Annotated in this window: 6 protein-coding genes and 1 pseudogene; 3 read left to right on the plus strand and 4 right to left on the minus strand. The window is 35.8% G+C overall.

Translation table 11 applies throughout. The annotated features are described in order from the left end of the window. Positions 1 to 29 precede the first annotated feature (29 nt). Positions 30 to 2672, minus strand: coding sequence for a DNA gyrase subunit A (gyrA, locus tag KBJ98_RS09455; protein ID WP_210789974.1), 2643 nt, complete (start codon positions 2670 to 2672; stop codon positions 30 to 32). Between the two features lie 256 nt (positions 2673 to 2928). Here gyrA and KBJ98_RS09460 point away from each other — a divergent pair, with 256 nt between their 5' ends. Both KBJ98_RS09460 and rimK read left to right on the plus strand, forming a co-directional pair. Beyond that, complete coding sequence (locus KBJ98_RS09460) at positions 2929 to 5475, plus strand: ATP-dependent Clp protease ATP-binding subunit (RefSeq protein WP_210789978.1); 2547 nt, start codon at positions 2929 to 2931, stop codon at positions 5473 to 5475. Between the two features lie 133 nt (positions 5476 to 5608). After that, positions 5609 to 6991, plus strand: coding sequence for a 30S ribosomal protein S6--L-glutamate ligase (rimK, locus tag KBJ98_RS09465; protein ID WP_210789980.1), 1383 nt, complete (start codon positions 5609 to 5611; stop codon positions 6989 to 6991). A 64-nt stretch (positions 6992 to 7055) separates the two neighbouring features. On the opposite strand, the gene KBJ98_RS09470 is transcribed toward rimK, so the two are convergent. From KBJ98_RS09470 to hutH, 3 genes and pseudogenes are all read right to left on the minus strand, one after another. Next, the gene (locus KBJ98_RS09470) at positions 7056 to 8402 is read right to left on the minus strand and encodes an inorganic phosphate transporter (RefSeq protein ID WP_210789981.1); all 1347 of its coding nucleotides are present in this window, start codon (positions 8400 to 8402) and stop codon (positions 7056 to 7058) included. Positions 8403 to 8432: 30 nt separating this feature from the next. Beyond that, positions 8433 to 9077, minus strand: coding sequence for a DUF47 domain-containing protein (locus KBJ98_RS09475; RefSeq protein ID WP_166133731.1), 645 nt, complete (start codon positions 9075 to 9077; stop codon positions 8433 to 8435). 49 nt (positions 9078 to 9126) lie between these two features. After that, positions 9127 to 10641: pseudogene (gene hutH / locus KBJ98_RS09480) on the minus strand (histidine ammonia-lyase). 624 nt (positions 10642 to 11265) lie between these two features. Here hutH and thrA point away from each other — a divergent pair. Then, complete coding sequence (gene thrA / locus KBJ98_RS09485; protein WP_210789982.1) at positions 11266 to 13713, plus strand: bifunctional aspartate kinase/homoserine dehydrogenase I; 2448 nt, start codon at positions 11266 to 11268, stop codon at positions 13711 to 13713. The last annotated feature ends 78 nt before the right edge of the window (positions 13714 to 13791 follow it).

Genomic DNA, 13791 nt, shown 5'->3' on the forward strand with positions numbered 1-13791 from the left:
ATTTAATTTATAATTGTTTTAATTTATGTTTATTCTTCAGATTCTTCTTCGTCTTCAAGATCTTCATCGTCCTCGATAACTTCGTCTTCGTCGTCTTCATCCTCTTCAACAACTTCTTCTTCTAGTACTTCCATAACGGGTTTTACTCTTTCAATAGCCGCTGTTTCAACGACATTTCCATCTTCATCAACAACAACCTCGGCAACATCATCTTTCATTACTTTAGTTACCGCTGCAATAGAGTCCTTGCCTTTCAAGTTGATTAATTTCACTCCTTGTGTTGCGCGTCCCATAACTCGTAAATCTTCAATTGCCATTCTGATTGTAAGTCCTGATTTGTTAATAATCATCAAATCATCAGCATCTGTAACGGCATTAATCGAAATTAATTTACCTGTTTTTTCAGTAATATTGAGTGTTTTTACACCTTTACCACCACGGTTAGTAATACGGTAAACATCCTCTCCATCTTCGTCAACTAATTTGGTACGTTTTCCGTATCCGTTTTCAGTAACAACAAGAATTTGTGAATCGTTGATATTGTCCTTAGCAACAGTAACCATGCCAATTACTTCATCAGATTCGTCTTTTAAAGTTATTCCGCGAACTCCAGATGCTGTTCTACCCATTGGTCGTGTTTTAGTTTCCTCAAAACGAACCAATTTACCGGATTTAACCGCCAAAATAATTTGACTTTCGCCATCAGTTAATTTTGCTTCAAGTAACTCATCACCTTCCTTAATTGTGATAGCTGCCACCCCATTTACGCGTGGTTTTGAGTATTTTTCTAATGAAGTTTTCTTTACTTGACCTTGTTTTGTAACCATTATTAAGTTGTGACTATTGATATAATCTTTGTCCTTTAGGTCTTGGGTACAAATGAAAGCTTTCACTTTGTCATCGCTTTCAATGTTCACTAAGTTTTGAATGGCTCTACCCTTAGCTGTTTTACTTCCTTCTGGAATTTCGTAAACACGCATCCAGAAGCATTTCCCTTTTTGGGTAAAGAACATCATATATTGATGGTTTGTAGCCACAAACATGTGTTCTAAGAAATCTTGATCACGAGTTCCAGCGCTTTTTTGTCCAACTCCACCTCTATTTTGAGTTTTGTATTCTGTTAAGTTGGTACGTTTGATATATCCTGCATGCGAAATAGTAATTACTACATTTTCATCGGCAATCAAATCCTCAATACTAACGTCTCCACCAGAATATTGAATAGTAGAACGACGCTCATCACCGTACTTATCACGGATTTCTTCAAGTTCTTCCTTAATCAAAGCCGTTCTCAAATTAACATCCGCTAATAATGCTCTTAAATGATCAATCAATTTCATGATCTCATCGTACTCCGCTCTTAACTTGTCTTGCTCCAGACCTGTTAATTGACGCAAACGCATTTCAACAATGGCACGAGATTGAATATCAGATAACTGAAATCTCTCCATCAATTTGTTACGAGCTTCCTCTGTATTTTTAGACGCCTTAATTAATGCAATTACTTCGTCAATATTATCTGAAGCAATAATCAAACCTTCTAAAATATGAGCTCTTTCTTCGGCTTTACGCAAATCAAATTGTGTTCTACGAATAACCACATCATGACGGTGCTCTACAAAATAATGAATCATATCTTTCAGATTCAACATTTGCGGACGTCCTTTAACCAAAGCGATGTTGTTTACACTAAATGAAGATTGCAATTGTGTAAACTTATAAAGTGTATTCAAAACTACGTTTGGAGTAGCATCACGTTTTAAGATGTACACAATACGCATTCCGTTTCTATCCGATTCGTCGCGAATATTGGCAATACCATCTATTTTTTTATCGTTTACCAAATCAGCAGTACGCTTAATCATGTCTGCTTTATTGACTTGGTATGGAATTTCAGTTACAATGATACACTCTCTTCCATCTACTTCTTCAAAACCAACTTTGGCACGCATGACAATACGTCCTCTTCCTGTTTTGAAAGCTTCACGAACCCCTTCGTAACCATATATAATACCACCTGTTGGAAAATCAGGCGCTTTAATATGTGTCATCAACTCATCAATTTCGATTTCGTTATTATCGATGTAAGCTAATGTTCCGTTGATTACTTCGGTAAGGTTGTGTGGTGGCATGTTAGTAGCCATACCTACTGCAATTCCTGTTGCTCCGTTTATCAATAAAGTCGGAACGCGTGTTGGCATTACTTTCGGTTCATATAAAGTATCGTCAAAGTTCAATTGAAAATCGACTGTTTCTTTTTCAATATCTGCCATGATTTCTTCAGAAATCTTGCGCATTCTAGCCTCTGTATAACGCATTGCTGCAGGGCTATCACCATCAACAGACCCAAAGTTACCTTGACCGTCAATTAATAAATAACGCATGCTCCATTCCTGAGCCATACGCACCATGGCATCGTATACAGAAGTATCACCGTGTGGGTGGTACTTACCAAGAACCTCTCCTACAATTCTTGCGGATTTTTTATGGGCTTTATTTGAAAAAACTCCTAAATCATACATACCATAAAGAACTCTTCGATGTACAGGCTTTAAACCATCTCTAACATCTGGAAGCGCTCGAGATACAATTACAGACATTGAATAATCAATGTAAGCTGACTTCATTTCATCTTCTATGTTAATAGGAATTAACTTTTCTCCTTCAGACATAAGTTGTTATATTAAAATATTATATTAGTTTCAAAACGTGCCAAGATACACTTTTTAGATTTTTTTTTACCACTTTACAGCAACATATTTCAATGATTTATTAACAAAATCAAACCCGCTTTTAGTTGATAATTTAAGGTAAATTTAACTCTTAAATCGTAATATTTTTTGTCTCTTAGCTGACATGCGCAACAAGAGGAACGGTTTTTGTTTTTCAAATTGTAAATCATTAAATTTACGAGATTAAATATATAATATGGATGATAATTTTTCACCAAGAGTAAAAGACGTAATAACCTACAGTAAGGAAGAAGCCTTGCGCTTAGGTCACGACTTTATAGGTACTGAACATTTAATGTTAGGTATTTTGAGAGATGGCAGCGGAAAAGCAATACAAATTCTGAACAATTTAGATGTTGATTTAGACCATTTACGCCGCAAAGTAGAAATTTTAAGTCCTGCAAGCCCTACCCTAGAAATCAATGTAGAAAAGAAAAATTTACATTTGACTAGACAAGCAGAGCGTGCCTTAAAAACCACTTTTTTAGAGGCAAAAGTATTCCAAAGTACCTCGATTAGCACCGCACATCTACTTCTGTGTATCTTAAGAAACGAGAACGATCCTACAACCAAGCTATTGAATAAGCTCAAAATAGATTATGATATAGCTAAAGAACAATACATTAATATGACGCCAAACGACGAAGATTTCAGAGAAAATTTGCCACGCAATGAGTCTTACAACGACGATTCAGGACAAGATGACAGTTTGAAAGAAGGAACTTTCAACAATCCGACAAACAAATCCAATAAAAAGTCAAAAACTCCAGTTCTAGATAATTTTGGTCGCGATTTAACCGAAATGGCCGAAGAAGGACGACTTGACCCTGTTGTGGGACGCGAGAAAGAAATTGAGCGCGTATCGCAAATTTTAAGCCGTCGTAAAAAAAACAATCCTTTACTTATTGGTGAGCCCGGAGTGGGAAAATCAGCAATTGCTGAAGGTTTAGCGCTCCGCATTATTCAAAAAAAGGTTTCACGTACACTTTTTAACAAACGTGTGGTAACTTTGGATTTAGCAAGTTTAGTTGCTGGAACAAAATACCGCGGGCAGTTCGAAGAGCGTATGAAAGCGGTCATGAACGAACTAGAAAAAAACGATGACATTATTTTGTTCATTGATGAAATCCATACTATTGTTGGAGCAGGTGGTGCTACAGGCTCATTGGATGCATCTAACATGTTCAAGCCAGCTTTGGCCCGTGGAGAAATTCAATGCATTGGGGCTACAACTTTGGATGAATACCGTCAATACATCGAAAAGGATGGCGCGTTAGAAAGACGTTTTCAAAAAATCATTGTTGAACCTACATCTGTTGAGGAAACAATTACGATTTTGAACAATATCAAAAACAAATACGAAGATCACCACAACGTAACTTTTACACCTGAAGCCATTGAGGCTTGCGTAAAACTGACCGACAGATATATGTCTGAGCGATTTTTACCAGACAAGGCGATTGATGCTCTTGACGAAGCAGGTTCACGTGTACACATAACTAATATCGAAGTGCCTAAGCAAATCTTAGATCTAGAACGTCAGTTAGAAGAAGTTCGCGAGATGAAAAATGTAGTGGTCAAAAAACAAAAATACGAAGAGGCTGCAAAACTTAGAGATGATGAAAAACGCATCGAAAAAGATCTTGCTATTGCTCAAGAACAGTGGGAAGAAGATGCTAAAAATAACCGTATTCAAGTAACCGAAGACAATGTTGCCGATGTAGTTTCGATGATGAGCGGTATACCCGTAAATCGTATCGCACAAACCGAAAGTAACAAACTTGCCAAATTACCAGAGCTAATTGAAAACAAGGTTATTGGTCAAAAAGAAGCCGTTGTTAAAATAGCACGCTCTATTCAGCGTAACCGTGCAGGATTAAAAGACCCAAACAGACCAATCGGATCATTTATCTTCCTTGGCCAAACAGGAGTAGGAAAAACACAGTTAGCTAAAGTTTTAGCAAAAGAACTATTCGACTCAGAAGATGCGTTAATCCGCATTGACATGAGTGAATACATGGAGAAATTTGCCATTTCAAGATTAGTGGGTGCGCCTCCAGGATACGTAGGCTATGAAGAAGGCGGACAACTTACTGAAAAAGTAAGAAGAAAACCTTATTGTGTAGTATTATTAGACGAAATTGAAAAAGCACATCCTGATGTGTTCAACATGCTATTACAGGTATTAGATGACGGATTTTTAACTGACAGCTTAGGCAGAAAAATTGATTTTAAAAACACCATAATCATCATGACCTCTAATGTTGGTGCTAGACAGTTAAAAGATTTTGGTCAAGGCGTTGGATTTGGAACAGCTGCAAAAGTGGCCCAAGCAGATGACAATTCGAAAAGTATTATTGAAAATGCTTTGAAGAAAACATTTGCTCCTGAATTTTTGAACCGTATTGATGATGTTATCGTATTCAATGCACTTGAAAAGCATGATATTGATTTAATCATCGAAATCGAACTGAAAAAACTATATGCTCGTGTGGCTGAATTGGGTTACAATTTAAACCTTTCAGATACTGCAAAAGCATTTATCGCTGATAAAGGCTTTGACAAACAATTTGGTGCTAGACCACTAAAAAGAGCGATACAGAAATATGTAGAAGACACACTCGCCGAAGAAATAATTACTTCAAAAATTCTATTAGGCGACGAAATATTCATGGATATAGAAGAAGGAGCTCAGGAATTAACCGTAAAAGTACACAAAGCGGGCGAAGCAAGTAACTTGTAAAAACCACTTTTTAATTGATAATAAACCCGTTACGTTTTTATAACATAACGGGTTTATTCTTTACAGTAAACCAACATTTTGTGAAAACAAATAGCTACATTTGAATTTTAAAATAAGATTAAATCCGCAATTTATGTCAGATAATAAAGTAATTTTAGGTAGCGAAGAATGGTGTTCTTTTCCAGAATTAGGCATTCCTACCATAAAAGCCCGTGTCGATTCAGGTGCTAAAACATCAGCATTGCATGCTATTAACATCGCACCCTTTATCAAAAACGATAGCAACTGGGTAAAATTTGACATCAATCCCATTCAAAATAACTTAAAAACAGTAATTCACTGCGAAGCTCCACTAGTAGACAAACGTATTGTAAAAAGTTCAAGTGGTTTTAGAGAACACCGATATGTAATCCAAACTAATGTTCAACTTGGTAGCGGGCAATGGCCTATAGAAATGACTTTGACCAATCGTGACTCCATGGGTTTTCGTATGTTATTGGGTCGTGAAGCTATGAGCGGAAGAGTTTTAGTTGATCCTGAACAAAAATATTTACTAGGGCAGCCTTCGAGCGATACTTTAAAAGAATTGTATAAAAATTCAGAAAAAGCAAGTTCAGGATTACGCATCGGACTTTTGGCTAGTAACCCTGAATTGTACAGCAACAAACGTATTATGGAAGCCGGCGAAATGCGAGGCCATGAAATGCACTTTTTGAACATAAAGGAGTGCTACATGAAATTGGATGCTAAAACTCCTGAAATTCACTATCGTGGTGGTAAAATTTTAAATCAATTTGACGCTATAATTCCGAGAATTAGACCAAGTATCACTTTTTACGGCTGCGCCTTGACACGTCAATTTGAAGCTTTAAAAGTATATTGCTTGAACTCGTCTAACGCCATTACACAGTCGCGCGACAAATTATACTCATTACAATTATTACTCAATCATGGTGTAGCTATTCCTACAACTGGATTTGCAAATTCTCCTTTGGATACTGATGATTTAATTAAAATGGTAGGTGGATCTCCTTTAATTGTAAAACTACTTGAAGGAACACAAGGAAAAGGTGTTGTTTTGGCAGAAACTAAAAAAGCGGCGGAAAGTGTTATTAACGCCTTCAAAAGTTTGAATGCTAATATTTTGGTTCAAGAGTTTATAAAAGAAGCTAATGGTAAAGATATTAGATGCTTTGTAATTGACGGAAAAGTAGTTGCTGCTATTCAACGTGAAGCAATGCCAGGAGAATTCAGAGCCAATATTCACCTTGGCGGAACTGCATCTGTTATTAAAGTAACTCCAGAAGAAAAGAAGATCGCCATTCGTGCAACTAAAGCAATGGACTTAAAAGTGGCAGGAGTTGATATTATTCGGTCTTCAAAAGGACCATTGTTACTTGAAGTAAATTCTTCACCTGGACTAGAAGGTATTGAAGGAGCAACCAATAAAGACATTGCTGGCGAAATGATTAAGGCAATTGAAAAGAACTTCAGACAAAAAATAGAACTTAAATAAAAAGAGTCTATCTAAAACAAAAAAACCATTCTGAGAATGGTTTTTTTTATTTTTGATATTTTGCTTAGATAAAAATACGAAATAAGTAGTAGATAAGAGCTGCAAGAATTGCTGAGATTGGAATTGTCAGTACCCAAGCCCACATTAAACTTACTGTCATACCCCAACGAACTGCAGATACACGATTCGTTAATCCAACCCCAATAATCGATCCTGTTATTGTATGTGTTGTACTCACCGGAACTTTAAAATGCTCTGTAAAATATAAAGTTAAAGCTCCTGCAGTTTCTGCCGCTACACCTTCAAATGAAGTTACTTTTGTAATTTTAGACCCCATTGTTTTCACAATTTTCCATCCACCACTCAAAGTACCTGCTGCAATGGCAGAGTAACATGCTAAAGGAATCCATTCTGGCATTTTGAAAACACCCTCATCATTTGGCAAAACAACATCCAACCACTCAGGCATCATATCTTGCGAAATACCACTTGTTTGAATATACACCGTTACAGCAGCAGCAATAATTCCCATTACTTTTTGAGAATCATTTCCACCATGCCCTAAACTAAAGGCAGCAGAAGACAATAATTGCATCTTTTTTAACCATTCAGTTGATTGATGTAAGTTTAAACTACTAAAAATCAAACAAAAGGTACTAATTGAGAGTATAATAAAAGCTACTAAAAACCATTTGATGTTATGCGTTTCGAAAACTACGCTCCAAAAATGCGAATCGAAACGAGGTTTGGCTATATCCTCATAATATACCATTTGACTTTCTACAAACCAGATAGTTAACAAAATCACAAACCCAGTAAATATTTTTGGTCCAATTTCTCTTTTAGAGGCGTTGAGCAACCAAATAGAAATTAAATAGGACATTAAAGCACCCAATAAAGGAGCTAAAACGATAAAAGCAATAATTACAAGTACTCCAGAAGGAAAACCTCCACTTTTGCTTGCAGTGTACCAGTTTACAGTCTCATACCAGTAGGCTGTCTCCATTTCAGCACCTGTACCAGTCGTGTAAGACGAAAAACCATGTACTGCAATAGCGTGCGCAATCGCAGCTCCAGCAAAACCACCAATTAAGGTATGGGACGAACTTGAAGGAATACCTTGCCACCATGTGAATAAATTCCAAATGATAGCGGCAATGACTCCTGCGAGAATCACAACCAAATCAATTTCCATGGTATTGGCTGTTTTTGCAACAGTATCTGCAACACCAAAACCAAAAACCCAGTATGCCAAAAAGTTAAAAAAAGCAGCCCAAACAACGGCTTGAAAAGGTGTCAATACCTTTGTAGCAACTACTGTCGCAATCGCATTAGCAGCATCATGAAAACCATTGATGTAATCAAAAATTAATGCTAAGACTATGATTACTATTAAAAGAGTAAATTCCATATTTATGATTTCAGAATAAAACGGATTGAATTAAGAGTGCTTCACAGAAATAGATTCTAAAACACCTGCAACACTTTTGCATTTATCAGTTGCCGTTTCTAAAACAGATAATACTTCTTTGTACTTGATGATATTTTTTGCATCAGTTTCGTTTTCAAACAAATCTAAAACCGCTTTATCATAAACGTTATCTGATTTATTCTCTAATTTATTGATACGAGCACAAGCATCAGTGATATTTTTCATTTTTTTCAAATCTCTCAATTCGCGAATAGCCACATCGATATTTTGACATGCTTCTAAATTGATTTCAGTCAACTTACGAATCGATTTTGTGATTTTGTCAACTTGATACAAACGCATTCTACTTGCTGCACCGTGTAGGTTACCTGCAACGTTATCAATAGCAGTAATTAACGAGTGAATATCCTCTCTATCAAACGGAGTAATGAAATTTCTACTCAATTCTAAGTTAGTTTGACGTGCAATGTCCTCTCCTTTTTGTTCCAATACATCAATTTTTTGAAAAAGTATTTCACGCTCTTTCAAAGGTAAATTAACTGCTTCGTGTAAATTTTCAGCAATTTCAATCAAATTGCTTGAAGCTTCTTCAAAAAGGGGGAAGAACTTTTTGTCTTTTGGAACCAAAAATTGGAAAAAATTATTAATGTTCATTTCATTTAAATTTAGTTTGGCAAAATTACTTCATTATTCAGCGCGAATGTTAAGTTAACATTAATAAATCACTTTCAATATCGAAAGAGTTCAAAAAAGCAATTGTCTTTTCGATGTCATAATGCAATATTCTGTCTTCTTTAACAAATGGTACTTCGCCACGGTAAGCTGTCAAAAAACTTTCTATAAACGGACTAGATTGGAAAGGCCTTCTGTATGCTATTGCTTGAGCTCCTGTGAGCAGCTCAATAGCTAAAATGCGCTCCACATTTTCAAGAACTCGTAAGGCTTTCGTCGCAGCATTGGCACCCATACTCACGTGATCTTCTTGACCATTACTCGACACAATGCTATCAACGCTTGCAGGCGTTGCCAATTGTTTGTTTTGACTTGCAATACTTGCTGCGGTGTATTGCGGAATCATTAAACCCGAATTCAATCCCGGATTATCAACCAAAAAGGGAGGCAAATTGCGTGTTCCTGAAATAAGCTGAAAGGTTCTACGTTCCGAAATACTACCCAACTCCGCTAGCGCAATAGCCATAAAATCAAGCGCTAAAGCCAACGGCTGACCGTGGAAATTACCACCAGAAATAATCTAATCTTCGTCTACAAAAATATTTGGGTTATCGGTTACCGAGTTTATTTCTATCTTGAAAACTTGTTGTACATAAGCTATAGCATCTTTTGAAGCACCATGAACTTGCGGCATACATCTAAAAGAATACGGATCTTGTACCTGCACTTTTGGCTGTGAAATAATTGCACTACCTTCTAAAAATTCTTTAATCCTTTCGGCTGTTGCCAATTGTCCTTTGTGAGGTCTGATTTGGTGAATTAACGCATCAAACGGTTCTATCCTACCATCAAAACCCTCTAATGAAATGGCTCCAATTAAATCTGATAAATACGAAATTTTAGCTGCTTTTAAACTTAAATAAGCTCCATAAGCACTCATAAACTGTGTTCCATTTAATAAAGCCAATCCTTCTTTTGATTGTAAAACAATAGGTTCCCAATTAAAAAATTGCATTACATGTTCAGTCGGAACTATCTTGCCCTCAAAATACACTTCGCCTTCTCCTAATAATGGCAATGCCAAATGTGCCAGCGGAGCCAAATCGCCAGATGCGCCTAAGGACCCTTGCCCATATACCACAGGCCAAATTTTATTGTTGTACATAGCAATTAAACGCTCAACCGTTTCGAGTTGTACACCTGAATATCCATAACTCAAAGACTGAATTTTTAAAAGTAACATAAGCTGCACAATTGCAATAGGTACCTTATTTCCGATACCACAAGAATGCGACTTGACTAAATTTTCTTGTAATTGAGCTAAGTTATCTTTAGAAATTTTGACATTACAAAGTGATCCAAAACCTGTATTAATACCATAAATGGGTGCTGCATGCAACTCCATTTTTTTGTTTAAGTAATTTCTACAACTTAAAATTTTGTCCTTGCTCTCCTCTGATAAGCACAGTTTTTTATCTTGAGTGATTATTTTATGTAACAAATCAAAATCAAGAGTTTCACTTGTAATATAATGCGTTGAATTCATCGGTTTTCTATTTGGAAAGTAAAAGTGATTAATTCTTTAGGATTACACAATACCAGTTGCATTTTATTTCAAAAAAAGCTTCAACAAATCTTAATAATTTTGGTGAAAACTGTAAGTGAGATACATAGCTTTTAATAGAGCTCACAACTAGAATCCGAATCAAACTCTCATTTTTGAATATTGTTTCAGCTAAAAACTAGGATTTATTTCCTCTTTTTTCATGATTAAAAAAGGGATATAAATACGAATACTGAAAATTAACTATTCATAAAACAACCAATATTTAGCAATTATTAATTTAAAACTACAATAATCAAATATTCACAAAAAGAGCACTTTAGACTTTCATTTCTACAAAAAACCTTATTTTTGAAAAACAATCATGGAACAAAAAAATTACATACTAGTTTCTTCTAAATCGATCTCAACTGAGGCGGTTATTACCATGACGTTTACTACAACTACCACTACCCCTTTGGGGTAAACAAACTACATATAACCAAGTATTTTTATTTGTCTCCTATTTACAAAGAGACTAAACTACAGTTGTAAAAAGGTATTTACAACAATAAAATACGATGTCATTCAAACAAAAACAGCACACAACTTTATACATTACAACACATGAAAGTCTTAAAATTTGGTGGCACATCGGTAGCCAATGCACAAAACATAAAATTAGTTTTACAAATAATTGAAGAATCAAGATCAGGAGAACGCTTAGTTGTTGTGGTTTCTGCTTTCAGCAAAGTCACTGATTTACTGCAACTCGCATCGCAAAAAGCAGCACAAGGCGATGATAGATTCAAAGAAATAGTAGCCGAAATAGAAACCAAACATTTAGAAGCGCTTAAAGCATTGATTCCTGTGAGCGAGCAAAGTGCTTTGTTGAGTCATATAAAACGTATCATCAATCATCTTGAAACTTTATTGGATGGCTGTTTCTTGCTGGGCGAACTATCTGCTAGAACATCAGATACAATACTGAGTTTTGGTGAACTACTTTCAGCATACATTATTTCTGAAGCTTTACAGCAAAAAATAAAAAACAGCGGTTACAAAGACAGTCGCGAACTCATTAAAACTGATAGTAATTTCGGAAAGGCAAGCGTGAATTTTGAGGTAACGAATGCTCTAATTCAAGAGTTCTTTCAAACAAACAGTCAGGAAATTGTTATTATGCCTGGATTTATAGCTGCTTCAACAGAAGGAATTACTACTACTTTGGGGCGTGGAGGTTCAGATTATACGGCAGCAATACTTGCAGCAGCCTTGCGAGCGCATCAATTAGAAATTTGGACGGATGTAAACGGGATGTTTACTGCAAATCCTAAAATTGTAAAGCAAGCCAAACCTATTGCAAACTTGTCGTATCAAGAGGCTATGGAATTGTCTCATTTTGGAGCCAAAGTACTTTATCCGCCTACAATTCAGCCTGTTTTACGCGAGAGCATTCCGATTTTGATTAAAAACACTTTCGAACCCACTGCAATTGGTACTTATATTTCGAATGACATTTTTACGCAAAACAATCCCGTAAAAGGAATTACGCACATCGATTCCATTACATTGGTAACTTTGGAAGGTTCAGGAATGATTGGTGTTTCTGGATCATCAAAACGTCTTTTTGAAGTGCTTTCACAAAAAAACATAAACGTAATTTTTATCACACAAGCTTCATCGGAACATTCAATTTGCATTGGAATTTTAAATTCAGATGCTGATACAGCTGAAAATTCCATCAATAAAGCCTTTGAAGTAGAAATTTCTCAAAATAAAATTCAACCTTGCATCGTTGAAAAAAACTTATGCATCATCGCTTTGGTTGGTGAAAACATGAAAAACCATCAAGGTTTGAGTGGCCGAATGTTTAGTACTTTGGGTAAAAACAATGTCAATATTCGAGCCATTGCTCAGGGTGCTTCAGAACGAAACATATCAGCAGTGATTAATGAGCGTGATGTAAAAAAGGCTTTAAACACGCTTCACGAGAACTTTTTTGAAGAAAACACCAAGCAATTGAATCTGTTTGTGATGGGCGTAGGTAATGTAGGCGAAAAATTCATTGAACAAATTCACCAACAGAAAAAATTCCTAAAAGAAAAATTAAAAATCAACTTACGTGTTATTGCATTATCAAACTCACGTAAAATGTATTTTGACGAAGACGGAATTTCTTTAAAAGAATGGCAATTTTTGCTAGACACAGGTGATGCAGCTGATGCTTCTTTGTTTTTCAAAACAGCCAAAGACCTCAATTTACGTAACAGTATATTTGTTGACATTACTGCAAATGAAAGCGTTTCACAAACCTATGAACATTATTTAAAACAAAATATAGCGGTGGTAACTTGTAACAAAATTGCTTGCGCATCTGAGTTTGACAATTATAAAAAATTGAAAAAATTATCTCGCCAATACAATGCACCATTTTTATTTGAAACCAATGTTGGAGCGGGTTTACCAATTATTGATACCGTAAAAAATCTGGTTGCTTCTGGCGATAAAGTCAATAAAATTCAAGCCGTTTTATCGGGTAGTTTAAACTTTATTTTTAACAATTTCAATGAAAGTAGCAGTTTTCATGATGTGGTTAAAGAAGCAGGTGTACAAGGATTTACTGAGCCTGATCCGAAGATTGATTTGAGTGGAATTGATGTAGCGCGTAAAATTTTAATTTTGATTCGCGAAAGCGGCTACAAAATGGAGATTGACGAAATTTCAAACGAATCTTTCCTACCAGCGGCTTGTTTGGAAACAACTAACAACGAGGCCTTTTTTGTATCATTAATTTCGCATGCTGATCATTTTAACACCATATTTCAAGAGGCAATTGCCAAAGATTCGCGATTAAAATATGTAGCTCAGTTTGAAAATGGAAAAGCTAATGTTGGCTTGCGTTTCATCCCGAAAGACCATCCTTTTTATAATTTGGAAGGAAAAGACAATATCGTACTCTTTTTTACAGACCGATACTCCGATCAGCCGTTGCTAATTAAAGGAGCTGGTGCAGGAGCTGCGGTTACTGCTTCAGGTATTTTTGCTGATGTGATTCGAATTGGAAATATATAGAAAATAGTTTAAAGTCTTCTTTGTTTAAAGTTTCAATTTCAAGAACTGAAAACAACCATAAACTTTAAACCTGAAATA

The organism is Flavobacterium erciyesense, assembly GCF_018069925.1.
GTDB classification, from domain to species: Bacteria; Bacteroidota; Bacteroidia; order Flavobacteriales; family Flavobacteriaceae; genus Flavobacterium; species Flavobacterium erciyesense.